The sequence below is a fragment of the Aeromonas sp. R7-1 genome (genome assembly GCF_040908115.1).
Taxonomy (GTDB): Bacteria; Pseudomonadota; Gammaproteobacteria; order Enterobacterales; family Aeromonadaceae; genus Aeromonas; species Aeromonas caviae.
In genome coordinates this window covers 20,917-37,791 of the sequence record NZ_JBFODD010000032.1, presented here as the reverse complement: position 1 = coordinate 37,791, position 16,875 = coordinate 20,917, and the positions used below count along the sequence as shown (strand labels likewise).

At 60.2% G+C, this 16,875-nt stretch carries 16 protein-coding genes; 8 read left to right on the top strand and 8 right to left on the bottom strand.

Annotation, left to right across the window (positions count from 1 at the left end):
• Positions 1–45: 45 nt before the first annotated feature.
• The gene (locus AB5Y51_RS07210; protein WP_323880337.1) at positions 46–684 is read left to right on the top strand and encodes a LysE family transporter; all 639 of its coding nucleotides are present in this window, start codon (positions 46–48) and stop codon (positions 682–684) included.
• Between the two features lie 53 nt (positions 685–737).
• Here the strand turns inward: AB5Y51_RS07210 and AB5Y51_RS07205 are convergent, their stop codons facing one another.
• Entirely contained in the window at positions 738–1,403 is a 666-nt protein-coding gene (locus tag AB5Y51_RS07205; RefSeq protein WP_041212148.1) for a chromophore lyase CpcT/CpeT, read from the bottom strand.
• Between the two features lie 197 nt (positions 1,404–1,600).
• Between AB5Y51_RS07205 and AB5Y51_RS07200 the strand changes: the two genes are divergently transcribed.
• Complete coding sequence (locus tag AB5Y51_RS07200; protein ID WP_045522445.1) at positions 1,601–2,044, top strand: SRPBCC family protein; 444 nt, start codon at positions 1,601–1,603, stop codon at positions 2,042–2,044.
• A gap of 127 nt (positions 2,045–2,171) precedes the next feature.
• The gene (locus AB5Y51_RS07195) at positions 2,172–2,828 is read left to right on the top strand and encodes a DUF3313 domain-containing protein (protein WP_039039532.1); all 657 of its coding nucleotides are present in this window, start codon (positions 2,172–2,174) and stop codon (positions 2,826–2,828) included.
• 60 nt (positions 2,829–2,888) lie between these two features.
• Here AB5Y51_RS07195 and AB5Y51_RS07190 read toward each other — a convergent pair whose 3' ends face one another.
• On the bottom strand, positions 2,889–3,389 hold the full coding sequence (locus AB5Y51_RS07190) for a DUF1993 domain-containing protein (protein ID WP_042882230.1): 501 nt from the start codon (positions 3,387–3,389) through the stop codon (positions 2,889–2,891).
• Positions 3,390–3,679: 290 nt separating this feature from the next.
• Here AB5Y51_RS07190 and ydfZ point away from each other — a divergent pair, with 290 nt between their 5' ends.
• A complete protein-coding gene (gene ydfZ, locus AB5Y51_RS07185; RefSeq protein ID WP_010672483.1) occupies positions 3,680–3,877 on the top strand; it encodes a putative selenium delivery protein YdfZ in 198 nt (65 codons plus the stop codon).
• Between the two features lie 105 nt (positions 3,878–3,982).
• Here ydfZ and AB5Y51_RS07180 read toward each other — a convergent pair whose 3' ends face one another.
• The gene (locus AB5Y51_RS07180; protein WP_048209201.1) at positions 3,983–4,324 is read right to left on the bottom strand and encodes an SH3 domain-containing protein; all 342 of its coding nucleotides are present in this window, start codon (positions 4,322–4,324) and stop codon (positions 3,983–3,985) included.
• Between the two features lie 202 nt (positions 4,325–4,526).
• Positions 4,527–5,900, bottom strand: coding sequence for a DUF4397 domain-containing protein (locus AB5Y51_RS07175; protein ID WP_041214102.1), 1,374 nt, complete (start codon positions 5,898–5,900; stop codon positions 4,527–4,529).
• A 238-nt stretch (positions 5,901–6,138) separates the two neighbouring features.
• Here AB5Y51_RS07175 and AB5Y51_RS07170 point away from each other — a divergent pair, with 238 nt between their 5' ends.
• Together AB5Y51_RS07170 and AB5Y51_RS07165 are read left to right on the top strand one after the other, a co-directional pair.
• Positions 6,139–6,924 (top strand): hypothetical protein, encoded by a 786-nt coding sequence (locus AB5Y51_RS07170; protein WP_368178222.1) that lies wholly within the window; start codon positions 6,139–6,141, stop codon positions 6,922–6,924.
• A gap of 268 nt (positions 6,925–7,192) precedes the next feature.
• The gene (locus AB5Y51_RS07165; protein ID WP_368178221.1) at positions 7,193–8,086 is read left to right on the top strand and encodes a LysR family transcriptional regulator; all 894 of its coding nucleotides are present in this window, start codon (positions 7,193–7,195) and stop codon (positions 8,084–8,086) included.
• Between the two features lie 107 nt (positions 8,087–8,193).
• On the opposite strand, the gene AB5Y51_RS07160 is transcribed toward AB5Y51_RS07165, so the two are convergent.
• Positions 8,194–8,706, bottom strand: coding sequence for a hypothetical protein (locus tag AB5Y51_RS07160; protein ID WP_368178220.1), 513 nt, complete (start codon positions 8,704–8,706; stop codon positions 8,194–8,196).
• A gap of 447 nt (positions 8,707–9,153) precedes the next feature.
• Here AB5Y51_RS07160 and AB5Y51_RS07155 point away from each other — a divergent pair, with 447 nt between their 5' ends.
• Positions 9,154–10,218, top strand: a complete 1,065-nt coding sequence (locus AB5Y51_RS07155; RefSeq protein ID WP_270830029.1) for a hypothetical protein — start codon at positions 9,154–9,156, stop codon at positions 10,216–10,218.
• Between the two features lie 415 nt (positions 10,219–10,633).
• Here AB5Y51_RS07155 and uvrD read toward each other — a convergent pair whose 3' ends face one another.
• From uvrD to AB5Y51_RS07140, 3 genes are all read right to left on the bottom strand, one after another.
• Positions 10,634–12,805 carry a DNA helicase II gene (gene uvrD / locus AB5Y51_RS07150; RefSeq protein WP_324047330.1) on the bottom strand — a complete coding sequence of 724 codons (2,172 nt, stop codon included), beginning with the start codon at positions 12,803–12,805 and terminating at the stop codon, positions 10,634–10,636.
• Between the two features lie 68 nt (positions 12,806–12,873).
• Positions 12,874–13,335 carry a hypothetical protein gene (locus AB5Y51_RS07145; RefSeq protein WP_124244684.1) on the bottom strand — a complete coding sequence of 154 codons (462 nt, stop codon included), beginning with the start codon at positions 13,333–13,335 and terminating at the stop codon, positions 12,874–12,876.
• Positions 13,336–13,339: 4 nt separating this feature from the next.
• Positions 13,340–15,247, bottom strand: a complete 1,908-nt coding sequence (locus AB5Y51_RS07140; RefSeq protein WP_368178219.1) for a hypothetical protein — start codon at positions 15,245–15,247, stop codon at positions 13,340–13,342.
• A gap of 588 nt (positions 15,248–15,835) precedes the next feature.
• Here AB5Y51_RS07140 and AB5Y51_RS07135 point away from each other — a divergent pair.
• Positions 15,836–16,834, top strand: a complete 999-nt coding sequence (locus AB5Y51_RS07135; protein WP_041212138.1) for a BMP family protein — start codon at positions 15,836–15,838, stop codon at positions 16,832–16,834.
• Positions 16,835–16,875: the final 41 nt, after the last annotated feature.

The window sequence follows — 16,875 nt, the reverse complement described above, 5'->3', positions numbered from 1 at the left end:
TCCTGCCCCATGCTGTCACCTCCATACCGCTGTCGGAGGTCTTTTATGTTCACCAGCCTGTTTCTGACCCTGGGTCTCGTCCACCTCGTCGCCCTGGCGAGCCCGGGCCCGGATTTCGCGCTCATCCTGCGCACCAGCCTGCACAGGCCCACCGCCCTCGGAGCGGCCCTTGGCATCGCCCTCGCCATCCTGCTCCACGCCACCCTGAGCCTGACCGGCATCAGCCTGCTGATCGCAAGCCAGCCCTGGCTCTTTCTCGCCGTGAAACTGGTGGGTGCCCTCTATCTGGGCTGGCTGGGCTGGGGGGCGCTGAAAGCGGCCTGGCAGGGAAGCGGGGATCTGGCGCTGCGCGCCGGAGGCGAGCGGCCGGGCTGGCGCAAGGGGGTGAAGTGCGGGCTGGCCACCAATCTGCTCAACCCCAAGGCGATGCTGTTCTTCATGGGGCTGCTGGCCGCCATGGTGACACCCCAGGTGGATGGCCTGACCCGGGGATTGCTGATCCTGGAGCTGTTCCTGCTCTCCCTCGTCTGGTTCAGCGCCCTGGCCTGGAGCCTCTCCACCCCCCGCGCCCAGCACCTGCTCGGCCGCATCCAGCGCCCGCTCAACCTGATGACGGGCCTGCTGTTTGGCGCGGTCAGCCTCTCCATCCTGGTGGATCTGCAGGGGCACTGGCCAGCGGCCTGACCGGCACATCCTTGTTGGCGGCAAGCAGGGAGGGGCCTTGACGGACGGCGCGACTACTCCCCGCGCCGCATCCCCTTGCGCAGGTAGACGTAACCCTCCCCCGGGCTGCCCCAGCGCTGATGGGCGCCGTTGTCATAGGCCCTGTCCAGCAACCGGACGCTGTCCGGGCCGATCCAGAGGTACTGCACCAGGGTGGTGGCACCGCCAAAATCGGTGGCGCAATGCCCGACCCGAGTCTGTCCCTTGTACTCCCCGCCCGGCTGGCGGGTCAGCCAGATCTCGCACCCTTCGCGCAGGGAGAGTTGCTGCGGGGTGAGGGAGTCGAGCAGCTCGGGCCGACGCCAGGCGCCGGCAAAATCCGTGGCCCTCGGCATGGTCAGTTCGGCCATCAGGATGCGGCCATCGGGCAGGGAGGAGAAGCGGTAGATGCGCTGGCGAAACGGTCGCTGCGCCCGTTCGGTCAGAAACTGCTCCGCATAGACCCAGCGGAAGGGGCCCTCCCCGGGCCAGATCTCCACCAGCCGCAGCTCGGCGCTGGTGAAGCGGGCATCGAAAGTGGCCTGCTCCTGGCTGGAAAACTCCCCCGAGAACCAGGAGAGCAGGGGCTCCAGCCTCCCCTGCGTGGCATGGGGGCCGGGGGCCGTCACGAAGGGGACGGGCGCCGCCCAGATCAGGCTGGCGTAAAACAACCCCAGCAGGGCCGCCATCAGCTGTGTCATCGAATCCTTCCGAGTCGCTTGCATGGCGGCGATTATATGAGCGAACGGTGACAATAACCTCTATCTTGATCAACTCCTTGAAGAGAAAACGAAAAATCCTCTCTGCAGGCGAAAGGAGGCGACGCCCCCCGCAGGCCACGGGGATGACGGCTATCCTTGCTGCGACCCGTCCCTGTTGCCACCAAGAGGAGTCCCCCATGAACACAGTCACTCTGCATCGCGTACTCAAGGCCCCGCCACAGCGGGTTTACCAGGCCTTTGTGGAGGCAGACGCCCTGGCCAAATGGCTGCCCCCCCATGGCTTCACCTGCAAGGTGGCGGCGCTGGATGCCAGGGTCGGCGGCCAGTTCAGGATGTCGTTCACCCACTTCGCCAGCGGCCACACCCACGCCTTCGGCGGCGAGTATCTCGCGCTGGAGCCGGGCAAGCGCATCCGCTACACCGACCGCTTCGACGACCCCAACCTGCCGGGGGAGATGCAGGTCACCATCACCCTCACCCAGGTGCTGTGCGGCACCGATCTCGCCATCGAACAGGCGGGTATTCCGGCGGTCATCCCGGTGGAGATGTGCTACCTCGGCTGGCAGGAGTCCCTGATGCAGCTCGCCACCCTGGTGGAGCCCGAGATCCCCGCCGAGTGACCCGACACGGGGGCTCCCCCGGTGGCCCCCGCACAGATACCCCTTGTGAGAGAGGGGCCTGATCAGGTATCTCTGTGGGCAGGGCGGGCTGTGTTCTTGCAGCGACCATCCACCGCCAGGAGCCCCCATGAAACGAGTCTTGATGATGACCATGGCCGCCGCCCTGCTGGGCGGGTGCGCCGTGAAGAACCAGGTCACCCACAGCCTGCAGGCGATCCCGCTCACCGCCTTCCAGCAAAGCGAGAGCAACCCCAACCAGCGTATCTACAAGGAGCCCGGCGTGGATCTGCGCCAGTACCACGCGGTACTGCTCGATCCCTTGCAATTCATCCGCCAGGAGAACGGCCAGTGGTATCTGCTGACTGCCAACGAGCAGAACGAGATAGGCCGCTACTACCACGCCACCTTCCAGCGGGAGCTGATGAGCCACGGCGTCAAGATGGCTACCGAACCCGGTCCCGGCGTGATGCGGGTGCAGGCGGCCATCACCAACTTCGACCTGACCCGGCCCGACCCCAAGCTGCGGGATCTGCTGCCCGCCAAGATCGCCATCAACGTCACCCGCGAGGTAATAGGCAAGGAGCCCTATCTGCTCAAGGTGGGCAGCATGGCCCAGTTGCTCGACGCCCAGAGCGGCAAGCTGCTGGTGCGGGTGATGGACGCACGCGAGAGCCCGGACACCACCCACAAGGATTCCCCCATCACCGCCGAGGAGATGGAGAAGATGATCGATCAGTGGGCCGCAAGTCGCGCCAAGCAACTGGCCGACAACCTGGGGCGCTGAGCCGGGCCGAAAACGACAAAGCCTGCCAGGGGGCAGGCTTTGTCGTCGCTGAAGCACGGCTTATTGCAGGTTCAGACCGCCCAGGTAATCCCGCTTGCCCAGATCCACCCCGGCCTGGCGCAGCAGGGCATAGGTCATGGTGAGGTGGAAGTAGAAGTTCGGGATGCCGTACTCGTGGACACAGCTGTGGCCGTCCATCCCCTTGCCACCGGCCCAGTAGGGGTAGTAGTGGCCGCTCGCATACTGGCTGAAATCGGCGTCCAGCTTGCCTTGCAGATAGGCGATGGTCTTGGCCACGTGGGCGCGCAGATCCGCCATGGTCTTGGGATCATCCCCCAGCACCGGCGGCTCGCTCAGGCTGGCGGTGGCCACCACGGCGCGGGCGCTGTCGCAGCAGATCAGCACCTGCTTGCTCAGGGGCAGCATGTCGACGATGAGGCGCTCATTGAAGAAGTTCTCCACGTTGAATTTCTTCGCCTCGGCGTGGGCCTCGGCCTTGGCCAGACACTGGTCCAGGTTGGTCAGCATCTTGATGAACTGGGCTGCGATATCACGATTCATAATGCACTCTCGGTTGGTTGAAGGCAGTAAAACGAGCGGCTCCACTATAGCGCATCCCCCTTGCAGTTCGAGCCCGAGGGGATGAAAAGCGGGGACGTCCTCCTTGCCCTGCGACAGGCGGTGGCGATCACCGGCGGGCTGCGAGGCCAGAACGCCGCGCCCCGTCGCCGCACCGAGTCCCTCTTTCCCCTTTTTTTGATCTGTGACAGGCATCTCGTTTTTCGAGGGGCGTAGTCTGGAGCCCGTTGCCCCGGCACGGGCCGGGGCACCCATCCCACAAGGAGAATGCCATGAAGATCTACGATCGAAACCGCAATGTGCTGACCCTGGGCCAACGGGTGATGATTGCCGCCACCGGCGCAGTCGACACCCTCAAGGAGGCGCACACCGACAACCTGACCCCCTATGAGGCGGAACATGAGAAGTGCGTGCTGCTGACGAACAGCCAGGAGCGCTACGCCCCCATCGAGTTGATTAGACTAGGCTGATCCCGTTTTCCGTCACCCTACTCTTTACAATTCACCCGGCCGCACGCCATGTCGCTGGCCGGGTTTCTCTCTCCGATCTCGACTCCTTCTCCGAGCCGCTGCACCTTATGAGGGCGAGGCGATGCAGCTGGCCGGGATCCAGCCTGAGCCCCCCGCTTCGTTGTGAACCCAGAGCCAGCCTGCCAGCTCCCGATCCACCCGTACCCGCTCCCCCACCGCCACATCCAGCTCCCGGGCGGTATAGTCCTGGCGCGCCTGCGCCTCGCCGGCGCCGATCGGGGTCAGCAGGGACAGGGGCGCCCACCCCTCGTTGCCGTCTGCGGTAAAGGTGCGCACCCAGCCCGGGAACTCGTCGTCCTCGTGGCCGATGCGCACCCGCTCTCCGGCCCGAAAGGCGATGGGATTGGGGTAGCAGGTGTGGTGCGCCGTGGTGATCAACGCCAGCATTGTCTCGTCCTCCGACAGGTTATGTTTGGTGACGCCCCGAGTCATACCACAACCCGGGCCTGACGGCTCTATGCCGGGCCGACTCTTTCTGGTCATCCCCGGACTGCCAGGATCCCCACCTAGCCAGCGGCAGGCCATAAAAAGACCCGGACTGACAGTTCAGTCCGGGTCCAGTCACCCCTGCTCTTGATGAGAGAGGGGGTTATTGACTGCTGCTGATGTCTTCCAGGATCAGCAACTCGGGATCGACGCCCCCGACGCTGTCAGACAAGGCTGCCGCAGTTAATACCTGGCTGGTCGACAAGGTGACCGGCAGGGGGCCAATGACCGGGCTCTTGTCACCCGAGGCGGTGACGGTGACAAAGTAGTCACCGGCGGCAACCGCAAGATACCCGCTGTCCCCCTTGAAGGGCACAGCCTTGAGCACGGGGGTGCTGGCGCTGATGTCTGACCCCGTCGTCAGATAAACGTCCACTGCCGGAGCCGTGGGTGCCGCATGAAGCACGCGAAGCTGCGCCTCTGTCGCCACCGCGCGGCCCGTGTCCGTCAGCAGCAAGGGCTCAATGGTTTCGCCAGCGGGATCCAGCAACTGGCCGACGGCAAACAGGGAGTAGCGGGTGCCCGCCTTGAGCGGCACGTCGCTGGCATTGATCACTTCAGGGGTCGTGGCGCCCGTCGGCGTGACCACAAAATCATAATCCGCCGCCGCCAGATCCAGATATCCGGTATTTCCCTTGAACGCCAGCCCCTGCAACGGAGCGGCGGTCGGTGCGGCACCATTGACCCGGATATCCACGGCCGGGGCGTCAGCAACCCCATGGACCACCCTCAGCTGGGCCTGCTCATCCACAGACAGGAGAGGGGTTGCACCAGTGCTGTCGATGGCAAGCAGCTTGACCGGGCTTGGCCCCGCCCCCAGGTTGTCGATCGCCGCAATCAGCAGATCCGCACCGCCGGTGAGAGGCAATGGACCCGAGTCATACACCACATCGCTGCTGCCCGGCAGCGTCAGCCTGACCTGATACTCCCCGGCCGGCAGAGTCAGGGGATCGCTATAGGTCTTGAAGGGAATGCCGGACAGCGTCGGACTGCCCAATGCGGCACCGGGAGCGGTGACATGAACATCCACCGCAGGTGCGCTCGGGGCGGCATGCACGACCTGCACCCGGATCTCGCCGCCAGCGGGCATCTGGTCCGGCCGTTCAATCACCAGCGGGCCAAACGCGGTATCGCCGCTGCCCGTCAGTTTACCCACGGCCAGCACGTCGTACTGGGTGTCGGGTTTGAGATCGAGGGAGACCGGCCCGATGACCGTCGCGGTACCGCTCGGCAAAATCCCGTCCACTGCCACCTCGTGGCTGCCAGCCGCCACCGGCTTGAGCCCGCTGCTCGAGCCAAAATCAACGGCCGTCAGGAAGGCAGCCCCATCGACATTGACATTCACCCTGGGGGCATCGGGGGCGAGGTGGCTGATCCTGATGGCCGCATTGGGCGGACTGCTGTCATTGTCACTGCCTCCGCACGCAGTCAGACCCAATATCATTGCAAGTGCGGCACAACGTTGAATCCATTTCATCTGGTCATTCTCCATTGGTTGGTCCCCACGGGCATATGCATCTCGCTAATGACTGGATCATCACTTTTTGTGCTTTTTTCACCCTGCTTGTGACGCAGCATGGTGCACCTGGCAGGCGTGCTCGTCCCTTTGCTCTGCCATTCATTACTGTCAGTGAATTTTCATATCATCCGAGTGCCATTTCAGTGAACACATCACCGCCCTAGACTGCTTCTCGAACCTTAACGAGGAGTCTTGTATGAAACTCACCCCTATCCCGTTGCTGGCCGGCACCCTCGCCTCGGCCTTCTCTTTCAACACCTTCGCCGGTGACATCGTCTCGGTGCAGTTCAGCGATGGCCGCCCCGCCGTGACCGGCATCGAAGCGGTCAACAACGCACTCAACCCCATCGGCGTCAACGTGGTCACCGTCGACATCCCCGAGGCCGCCAGGCCGCTGCTTGAAGCCTCCCACCGCCGCGCCCTGACCAAAGCGGAGCACGGCGCCCTGATTGCGGCCTTCAACCTGAGTCAGGGGGAACTGCTGGATCAGGCCAGGCTCGCAGGGCGCGAGCCTGCGGTGCAAGGGGGCGGCGTCGCCACCGAGGAGACCGACGTCGGCCCCTACCCCAAGGTCTATGACCTGATGGCGCTGGACGAGCGCACCCGCAGCGCCGTGCTCGGCAAATATGGCCGCATGCACGTCAACTCCGCCGAGGACGGCACCGACATCGACGAGGTGATGACGGTGGTCAGCGGCGGCCCCTTCCGCTGGGGCTTTACCCTCAAAGACGGCAGCATCGCCCGCTTCCAGATAGACAAGGTGGGCCTGGAGGACAAGGCGGTGCGAGTCAGCTATCACGGGCTCGGCATGCACGCCGGGTTGATGGACGCAAAACAGGGGCTGCTGGTGGCCTTCGCCCACGGCCCCAGAGCGTTCACCATGCGCTACCAGGCGGACGTGCCCCACGCCCAGTTGCTTGGCACCAACCCCTGGGCCGATGTCGGCATCACCCTGCCCCCCGCCCCCGGCAAGGTGCAGTAAGCCGGTGCGTGTCATCTGGCGGCGAGGCCCGGGCCCTGCCGCCTGCTTTTATGCCTGCCATCACGGGCCGGGGTGCCCTGGGCCCATCGCCTCTCTTTCGTCTGCTTCTCTGCCACGCCCGGAGGGCCATGATCCGGGCCGGTCTGCCACGGGCAGCTCTATGTCTGGCGGGGGATGGGGGGTGGACACCCCGGGGAACCGCACTATTGTGATAAAAGTGCGCAATGATGGCGCCATCATTTACCAGTAGTGAATTAACGGGGGCAGGATGAACAAGATCACGGCGCTGAACGTCTTTCGCCGGGTGGTGGAAATGGGCACCTTCAGGGCGGCGGCGGACGACCTGCGCCTCTCCCAGGCGGCGGTCAGCAAGAACATCAACGAGCTGGAGGCCTATCTCGGCATTGCGCTGATCAACCGCACCACCCGGCGGCTGAGCGTCACCGAATCGGGCATGGCCTATTACGGCCAGATATGCGCCGTGCTGGACAGCCTGGAGGCCGCCGACCAGTCCATCATGGCCGCCTCCTTCACCCCCAGGGGCAGGCTGAGGATCGGCATGCCCATGTCCTACGGGCTGATCCGCCTCAACCCCCTCGTCTGCGAATTCCAGCGCCGCTATCCGGAAATCGGCATCGAGGTGATCCTGAGCGACGCCTACATGGATCTGGTGGATCAGGGGCTGGACGTGGTGATCCGGGGGGCAGGCACCCTGGAGGACTCTACCCTGCGCGCCAAACCCCTGTGCGAGGTGCAGCGGGTGCTCTGCGCCGCCCCCGATTACCTGAAGGAGGCGGGCCAGCCCGCCCACCCGGCGGATCTCAAGGGCCACAACTGCCTGCGCTACAGCCTCTCCTCCTCCCCCAACAAGTGGTTCTTCACTCGGGACGCGGAGAGCGTGGCGGTAGAGCTGCCCCCCGCCAGCTTCTGCGCCAACAACGGCATCGCCCTGAAACAGGCGGCGGTGCAAGGGCTCGGGGTGATCCTGGTACCGGATGAATTCGTGTCGAACGACCTGTCGGACGGCTCCCTGGTCAGACTGCTCCCCGACTGGCAACCCGACCCCCACGCCCTGTTCGCCGTCTACCCCTTCCACAAGGAGCAGTCCCGCAACGTGCGGCTCTTTATCGAATTTCTCGTCAAGGCGTTTCAGCCGAGGTAAGTCAGACAGGCAGGAGCTTGAGGCATTCACCTGTTGGAACCCGCCTGCATGTAGGTTCGATTAGCGAAGCGTAATCGGACGATCGCGTAATCGATCGCTCCCTCTGGCTACCGTCCGTCGTCCAGGATGACGCCCCCTGCCTGTGTTGCGGATGTATCAGCAAAAAGCCGCCTGCCGAGCTGGCGGATCAGCAGCAATGGCGCCAGCAGGGTGAGCAGTAGCCAATGGGAGTGAGGCAGAATAAAGGTTCGGATGATCTCGTGAGGCAGCCAGGTCGAGGCGGTAGCCGTCATAAAGGCGATGTCATAGGTCTGCCACAACCAGAGCCCGGCAAAGAGCGGCAGCAACAGCGGGCAGGGCGTCAGCAAAAACAGCGGCCAGAAGGCACAAGCAAGCACGGCGCTGAACTCCAGCATGGCCGGGGCCAGCTCGGCAAAGGTCCGCCCTTGGGAGAAGCCACTCCATTCGAGAGACGTATCCTCGGCCAGTGCAGGCCACCAGGATGCGTATTGGAACAGGGTAAACGAGATCATAAACAGCAGGCTGGCCAGCAGCGCCAGCACCGTTTTTCGCAAAAACCAGCGCCCCATCCGGCGCAGTGTCGGTATCCACTTAGACATCAATGACTCCCATCTGGTGACGGGGCAGTATGCTGTCACTGGCAACACCGTTAAAGCTGCATCTTGGGCCACTAACCTTTTTGGTGACGACACGGATAACCTACCAGACACAGCTGCGCTATGGAGAGCGAGGCATCTGGCAACGCCATTATTGGGAACATCTGATCCGGGATAAGCAGGATTCGCCATATGGATCATGTCCATATCAAACCATTCAAGCATGGTTATGTTACTCAGGTGGCCGATTGGCCGTATTCCACTTTCCATCGTTATGTGACGAATGACTGAATACACAATCGCCCAATTACACTTTTAGTAGTTGCATTGACGGTATAGTCTGAAGTATTTATAAAAACAACACTTAACTCATCGTTATTTGGAATAATCAACCCAAATGGTTTTCAACTACACCACAATAAGCGAACAAATTAAATGGCGGTTATTTAAATGGATGTTAACATAAGATACATAAGAAATTTCATTGGCAATGGATTTTTCTTCTCAACCATATTGGGGATTTATTATTTTATAATTTTCACACATTATGAGGGCATTCCATTTCCATTGAACTCTAGCTCTCTCCCTACCATATTCTCATCTTTAGGTATTCTTGGAATATTTCTTACAGGTATTTTTCTATTTTATTCATCAATGTCAATTATGATTATTGCCGACCCATTTAGAATTGATTACCATAGTGCTTTCTACAAAAAAACATTCTGCATAGAAAATAAAAAAGCATCAAGTATTGCAAACTATTTTATATTTTTTATCTCCCCCTCACTATTTCTTTATGCATTATTTGTTAATGATGCACTCAGTGGCATTACATTTACCGGATTCATAATAATGCCATTATTATTTTCAATTCATTTATTATCTGACAGAAGAGATGTAAAGTACCATGAAAATAAAGCCAACTATTTTGCAAAATTAGGGGCAAATTTTATTACGTTTGTTTATCTTGGTTTCTTCTCCATAATTTCATACAGTATTTTCTATTCATATATAACGTTTACGGTAGGCTTTGACTCCCCAATGAACTTTATTATCGCAAGCTTAGTTTTCTTTACGCTGAATTATTTTATAATCTCCCCTCAGAGAAAGAGAAATGGTTATGAGTTAAATGCTAAAAAATACAGCAAGGATGGATATATAAAAGATTTTATTAGTACACCAGCAGCGCCAATATACATAATTGGATTTATATTGTCATTATATCCCGACATAGCTTTTAAGAATGCCACCAAGGTATTTGCATTGATTAATGCAGGAGGAGGCATAGAGCGCTCATATTATTTCTCAAAAAGTAGATCCCCGCAAAATACACTCCCAAATGAATTTATAAAAGAATGCAGAGTGGACCTCTGTATAACAAAACCACTAAAGGTTGTTTTGGATACTCATGACATAATCTATGTGAGGGGCAACTTTGAAGGCCACAAAAACTCTCTTGTCAGCATTCAAAATAAAAATATGCAGGTGATTATTAAACCAAAGGATACAAAATAGGGTTCATATTTAATAAATATACTGTAGTTTTTATCTTAAAGAACTTTGTGTTGGTTTTTTAGGGAAGCCCATAATCAGAACCAAAAATTGCTTTACTGCCGAGAGTCAGAGGTAACGCTAGGGGCTCTATCAGGATGATGGCGAAGCCAGCGGATTGGCGGGGGTCGCCTTTCTTTTGGTGACTTTTCTTTGGCCACGCAAAGAAAAGTCACTCGCCCAAGCCCGAAGGGCGGGCGAAACCCTGTCGAGGGCCCAGCCCTCGCGTCCAGCACGGCGCCAGCCGTGCTGCCAACAACCAGGCACACAATTTCCCCATGACGCGAACGTCCGATTACGCTTCGCTAATCGAACCTACAGTCCTGACAAAAAAGGAGCCAACGGCTCCTTTTTCTATTGATGGTGGGTGCGCTGCGCCTTACAGCGCCTCAAGGCGGGCATAGGCCGTCACCAGCCACTTGGCACCGACGTCGTCGAACTGGATCTGCACCCGGCTCTGCTGGCCGACCCCTTCGAAGTTGAGCACGATCCCTTCCCCGAATTTCGGATGGAGTACCCGCTGGCCGAGCTTGATGCCGCTGGCGTCGAAGCTCTGCTGCACCTCGTTCTGGCTGAAGCGGCCGTACTGGGTGGGGCGGCTGACCTGGGTGCGCAGCCGGATCTCCTCCAGACACTCGGCGGGCATCTCGCGGATAAAGCGGCTCGGCTTGTGGAACATCTCGCGGCCGTAGATGCGGCGGCTCTCGGCATAACAGATGTAGAGCTTCTCCATGGCGCGGGTCATGCCCACGTAACAGAGGCGGCGCTCTTCCTCGAGGCGGCCCGACTCCTCGGTGGATTGCTGGCTGGGGAACATGCCCTCTTCCACGCCGACCAGCAGCACCAGGGGATATTCCAGCCCCTTGGCACTGTGCAAGGTCATCAGCTGTACCGCGTCGGCATATTCGTCCGCCTGATTCTCGCCGGATTCCAGCGCCGCATGGGCGAGGAAGGCGGAGAGATCGCTCATGTCCTCCAGCTCGTCCGGGCGCTGGTACTGACGGCAGGCGGTGACCAGTTCGTCCAGGTTCTCTACCCGCGCCTGGGATTTCTCGCCCTTCTCCGCCAGATACATGGCCTTGAGGCCGGAGTGCTGGATGGCGATATCCGCCTGCTGGTGCAGGGGCAGCAGGGAGACCTGCTCCTCCAGCGCGTCGATGAGATCCACAAAGCCGCGCACCGCGTTGCCGGCGCGACCGGTCAGCACCTTGTCATTGAGCAGGGCCTTGGCCGATTGCCACAGGTTCTGGCCCTGATCCCGGGCGTTGTTTCGCAGTATCTCCAGAGTGCGATCGCCGATGCCGCGGGTCGGGGTGTTGACCACCCGCTCGAAGCTGGCGTCGTCGCCACGGTTGTTGATAAGGCGCAGGTAGGCCATGGCGTCCTTGATTTCCTGGCGCTCGAAGAAGCGCAGGCCGCCGTAGATGCGATACGGCATGGCGTCCTGCATCAGCGCCTCTTCCAGCACCCGGGACTGGGCGTTGGAGCGATAGAGGATGGCGCAGTCGGCGAGCAGACCCCCCTTTTCTTTCCAGTCCTTGAGGCGGCCGACCACGAAGCGGGCTTCGTCCACCTCGTTGAAGGCGGCGTAAAGGGAAATCGGCTCCCCCTCGGCGCCCTCGGTCCACAGCTCCTTGCCAAGGCGCTCGGCGTTGTTGGCGATGACGCTGTTGGCGGCTTTGAGGATGTTGGCGGTGGAGCGGTAGTTCTGCTCGAGGCGGATGGTCTGCGCCCCCTCATAGTCGGTCAGGAAGCGCTGGATGTTCTCAATCTTGGCGCCGCGCCAGCCGTAGATGGACTGGTCATCGTCGCCGACGATCATCACCTTGCCGGTGTCGCCGGCCAGCATCCGCAGCCAGGCGTACTGGATGCCGTTGGTATCCTGGAACTCGTCCACCAGGATGTTCTGGAAGCGGTCGCGATAGTGCTCGAGGATGTGGGGCTTGCCCAGCCACAGCTCGTGGGCGCGCAGCAGGAGTTCTGCGAAGTCCACCAGCCCGGAGCGATCGCAGGTCTCCTGATAGGTCTTGTAGATCTGCTGATAGGTGCGGGTGACGGGGTCGCCGTAGAGGTCGATATCGCCGGGGCGCAAGCCCTCGTCCTTCTTGCCGTTGATGTAGCCCATCACGGCGCGCGGGGCCCAGTGCTTCTCGTCGAGGTTGAGGGCCTTGAGCACCCGGCGAATGAGGCGGTACTGGTCGTCGGAGTCGAGGATCTGGAAATCCTGCGGCAGCCCCGCATCCAGATGGTGGGCCCGCAGCAGTCGGTGGGCGATGCCGTGGAAGGTGCCGATCCACATGCCGCGCACGCCGTCACCGATCACCTTCTCGACCCGGCCACGCATCTCGGCCGCCGCCTTGTTGGTAAAGGTCACCGCGATGATGGAGAAGGGTGAACAGCGTTCCACCTGCATCAGCCAGGCGATACGGTGCACCAGCACCCGGGTCTTGCCCGAACCGGCACCGGCCAGCACCAGCAGGTTGCAACGGGGGGCCGCCACCGCGTCTCTTTGCTTGTCATTGAGCCCGTCGAGCAGGGTTGAAACGTCCATCACCACTCCTGTTTATTTATACAGGCGGGGATTATACGGCCTGAGCCGCCAGAGACCAACCGGCAGGATCAACGAAGGGGGCGGTGATAGTCCCGGTATTGGCCCAGTACCTCACCGGAAAAGCTGAGCAACCGGGCGCGGGGGGCATCCAGCACCTGCTGGACGGGATCAAATCGCAGTGAAGCGGCCAGCATGCGGCCCTCAGGCAGGGTCACTTCCGTGTTCCCCATCACCAGCATGCCGTCCTGATAATGCCCATGCTCGAAGCGCACGATGACGTCATTCACCATCAAGGTGCCCTGCTTGAGCTGCAGTGATGCTCGTTGCATCTCTCGCAACGCAAACAGACTGGACAATGACGGACGCCCGCTGGGCATCCGCTGCAAGTATTCGTGGGTGGTCAATTGATATTGCAACTGACCCTGACGATCGAAGACACGCTCCCGATAATCGGTGTAGCGCGTCAGCATGCCGGCAGCCTGTGCCACCGGCATCCACAACAGGAGCGCCCCCGTCAGGAGCGCTCCCACTGGTTTACAGCTGATCGGCACAGCTGACCTTGTTGTCATCCAGGTCGGTACAGGAGACGAATACCTTGTCAAAGGTCGACCCGGCCACCGGCGTCATCTGGGTTGACCAGTCATAACCCACCCCCTTGGCATAGATGGCGGTGTGGCTCTCCTGATCTTCCTGCATCCAGCCGATGTACTTCAGTGCCCCGCGATCGCTCTGGGCAAGTGCCTTGAACTCGTCGCTCGTGATGAGACACATGGGCTCTCCCATGGCCTTGGACAGCTCGGCATCCCGCGCCCCCACGGCGCCATCACAGCCGCCGGTCACCTTGATGGTCATGTCACTGCGATCCAGCATCTCATCGAAGAACGGCAGCACATTGATGTTGTACTTCACCCCCACCTCTTGAGGCTGCCAGCCCATGCCGGTATTGACGTATCGGGTCTCGACGCTTTCCCACTGGATAGTGGGCACAGTGCCTGCAAAGTGGTTCGCCAGCTCCTTGAGAGTCGCGGCATTGGCCTCGATCTCATCCTGGGTCAACGACTCGTCCAGCTTGGTCTGATCGATGGTCAGAGCGAGGCTCACCGCATCCTTCAACTGCGACTTGGCCTTGGCCAACCGTGCTTTGGCATCGTCGGTCAAACGGAAGAAATCGGCGTGCGCCACCAGCGCATCCGGCTCGATTTCCTGCTGACTGAACTGGGTCTCGAAGGTGCTGCTGCTCTCTTCATAGGTGGTGGTCGGCTGCATGCCCCAGGTGTCCTTGATGTGCATACGCGGCAAGGTCACTTCTTCCTGCTGGGTGACATAGGCGCTGTCCGGACCGTACTGGTAGGAGGCGGCGATGTTGAGGGCCGATGCCATCGCCATCGCAGACGCCCGCAGTGCCTTGGCACCGTCGAGGTTGAGGGTGACGGTATCGTCATCGCCATAGGTGGCGCTGTAATCCGGATCCTGGATATCGGCCAGGGCAGCCGCGACGTTTTCCAGGCTGTCGGCATAGGCGCCCACCAGCTTGGCCACGTCACGGGTATATCCCTTGCCACCTTTGAGCGCCACGGAGGCGGTGCCGGGGGTGTGGATGATGACATCCATCACCTTGGCCAGGCTGGTGCTGTAACCACTGCCAATGGCGGACGAGGTGAAGGCCAGGCGCTCAGCCACCACGGGGTTGTTGGTCACCTCCAGCATGGTCAGCATGGCCAGCACGATCTGGCGATCGGCCTTGCCGCTCTCACCGGTCTCGGCCTGCAGGGTCTCCTTGTACTCCTTGAACTTGCTCTCGACGTCCAGGTTTTTCAGATCGGTCAGTCCCTGCAGATCGCTCAGCACCTTGTCGACCGCCACGGAGCGGCCATTGACGCCAGCCAGGGTGGCGGAGAGGTGGGCTTTCGCCGCAGCCAGAGAGACGACGGCTTTGGTGAGGCCCGCTGTTTTCAGCGCCTCAACCAGGGAGGTGTTGAAGGCGTCATCGCTACCCAGTTCGACGATCCCCAGTTGCGCGACCTGCGCCTTGTCGAGGGTGATGCCGTTCTCCGGATTGCTGTCCCTGTCGAGCGTCTGCAGCAATGCCGCAATGCGGATCGCTTTCTCCTTGTCGTCACCCGCCAGGGTGTAAGGGGTCACCAGCGAGTTGCCCGCCTTGAGGGTCACCGCCCCCAGGCGCTGGTTGCCCAATGCGAATTCGCAGGTGTCGCCATCATCAAACAGGAATTCACCCTTGGCATTGGTGACACCGGTGTAATCGTTGCACCGATAGTCGAGGCCACCTACGACGGAATCCAGGAAGACGGCAGTGTGAAGAGGCTTGCTGCCGGTGTCGGTGCCACCGCCATTGTTGCCACCATTGCTGCCACCACCGTTATCGTCACCACCGCCCCCGCAAGCGGTCAACATGACACCGGACAACACACAAGCCACTGCCATACTCAGCACGTTTTTTTTCATTTTTATCACCCGAACAAATGTCAAAAATACGGCCCCATCCCGGGGGCCAAGTTAATCCGGGTATAACCTAGCGTACCCATATGACAAACACCAATGCATTTCCATATGAGTGTGCTTGCCATCACGCAGGCCCCGAGCGAGCAGGAAAAACGGCCACAGACGACGGCCCTGGGAGGGGAAATAGCCATCCATCTTGGGCTGTCACACCTCGGGCGGACCTCCTGGCGCTCAGCCAGCCCGCCCGCCAGCGTGGCGTCGATGAGGCCGCAGGGCTGGTGCCGATGGAAGCCAGTTTTTTCATCAGGGGAGGAAAACGGTTGCGCCTAACGTCATGAATCCAAACACAAATGTCGATCGAGCCCTATTAATCCCGGAATTTAATTCTGCAAAAACACCATAAAACAAACACTTATAAGGCAATTTGCTTATATTTCAAACCGTTAACGCAAACGTTTTTCCTCTATGATCCCCTTGACCAACGGGCTGGCTCACTTACAGTTAGCCAGCGTGCTTTATGACCTGCCAAGACAGGTTGTGGACCCTCACATAACAATCAAGGATACGATCGTGACTAAAGTGCTCAAGCTGGCCACCGTGGCCGCCCTCACCCTCGCTGCCCTGTCCGCCCAGGCAGCCTCCGAGCCCGCCGTCATCTATGACACCGCAGGCAAATTCGACAAGTCCTTCAACGAAGCCGTGTTCCGCAACGGCGTCGAAGTCTACAACAAGGACAAAGGCGTCAAGGTCAAGGAGTTCGAACCTCAGAACGAAGCCCAGCGCGAGCAGGGCCTGCGTCGTCTGGCCAGCCGTGGCAACGGCCCCATCGTCGCCGTCGGCTTCAACATGGGTTCCGCGGTAGAGAAGGTAGCCACCGAGTTCCCGAACACCCAGTTCACCATCATCGACATGGTGGTCGACAAGCCGAACGTCCAGTCCCTCATCTTCAAGGAGCATGAAGGTTCCTTCCTGGTGGGTGCCCTGGCAGCCATCGCCTCCAAGACCGGCAAGGTCGGCTTCGTGGGCGGCATGGACATCCCGCTGATCCGCAAGTTCCAGTGCGGCTATGAGCAGGGCGCCAAGTACATCAATCCGAAGATCGACGTCTATCAGAACATGACCGGCTCCACCCCGGCAGCCTTTGCTGACCCCGCCAAGGGTGCAGAACTGGCCAAGTCCCAGTTCGCCAAGGGCGCCGACGTGGTCTATGCCGCCGCCGGTGGCACCGGTATCGGTGTCTATCAGGCTGCCAAGGACGAAGGCAAGCTGGCCATCGGCGTGGATTCCAACCAGAACCACCTGCAACCGGGCACCATGCTGACCTCCATGGTCAAGTCCGTGGGTCTGGCCGCGTACAAGAGCTGGGATGACGCCGCCAAGGGCAGCTGGAAGCCGGGCATCCAGTCCCTGGGTCTGGCCGAAGGCGGGGTTGACTGGGCGCTGGACGAGAACAACGCCAAGCTGATCACCCCGGAAATGAAAGCCAAGGTCGAGAGCATCAAGGCCGACATCATCGCCGGCAAGATCAAGGTGCACGACTACATGAGCGACAACTCCTGTAAGTACTGATCCTGCAAATACCGAGTCACTGCTACGACTCTCAACCAGTG

What these genes read in the sequence shown, in the direction of transcription:
- AB5Y51_RS07155 (WP_270830029.1), top strand. Translation starts at nt 9,154, where the DNA reads ATGGATGTTAACATAAGATACATAAGAAATTTCATTGGCAATGGATTT.
- AB5Y51_RS07200 (WP_045522445.1), top strand. Translation starts at nt 1,601, where the DNA reads ATGAACACAGTCACTCTGCATCGCGTACTCAAGGCCCCGCCACAGCGG.
- AB5Y51_RS07140 (WP_368178219.1), bottom strand. Translation starts at nt 15,247, where the DNA reads ATGGCAGTGGCTTGTGTGTTGTCCGGTGTCATGTTGACCGCTTGCGGG.
- AB5Y51_RS07180 (WP_048209201.1), bottom strand. Translation starts at nt 4,324, where the DNA reads ATGCTGGCGTTGATCACCACGGCGCACCACACCTGCTACCCCAATCCC.
- uvrD (WP_324047330.1), bottom strand. Translation starts at nt 12,805, where the DNA reads ATGGACGTTTCAACCCTGCTCGACGGGCTCAATGACAAGCAAAGAGAC.
- AB5Y51_RS07190 (WP_042882230.1), bottom strand. Translation starts at nt 3,389, where the DNA reads ATGAATCGTGATATCGCAGCCCAGTTCATCAAGATGCTGACCAACCTG.
- AB5Y51_RS07170 (WP_368178222.1), top strand. Translation starts at nt 6,139, where the DNA reads ATGAAACTCACCCCTATCCCGTTGCTGGCCGGCACCCTCGCCTCGGCC.
- AB5Y51_RS07205 (WP_041212148.1), bottom strand. Translation starts at nt 1,403, where the DNA reads ATGACACAGCTGATGGCGGCCCTGCTGGGGTTGTTTTACGCCAGCCTG.
- AB5Y51_RS07165 (WP_368178221.1), top strand. Translation starts at nt 7,193, where the DNA reads ATGAACAAGATCACGGCGCTGAACGTCTTTCGCCGGGTGGTGGAAATG.
- AB5Y51_RS07210 (WP_323880337.1), top strand. Translation starts at nt 46, where the DNA reads ATGTTCACCAGCCTGTTTCTGACCCTGGGTCTCGTCCACCTCGTCGCC.
- AB5Y51_RS07160 (WP_368178220.1), bottom strand. Translation starts at nt 8,706, where the DNA reads ATGTCTAAGTGGATACCGACACTGCGCCGGATGGGGCGCTGGTTTTTG.
- ydfZ (WP_010672483.1), top strand. Translation starts at nt 3,680, where the DNA reads ATGAAGATCTACGATCGAAACCGCAATGTGCTGACCCTGGGCCAACGG.
- AB5Y51_RS07195 (WP_039039532.1), top strand. Translation starts at nt 2,172, where the DNA reads ATGAAACGAGTCTTGATGATGACCATGGCCGCCGCCCTGCTGGGCGGG.
- AB5Y51_RS07175 (WP_041214102.1), bottom strand. Translation starts at nt 5,900, where the DNA reads ATGAAATGGATTCAACGTTGTGCCGCACTTGCAATGATATTGGGTCTG.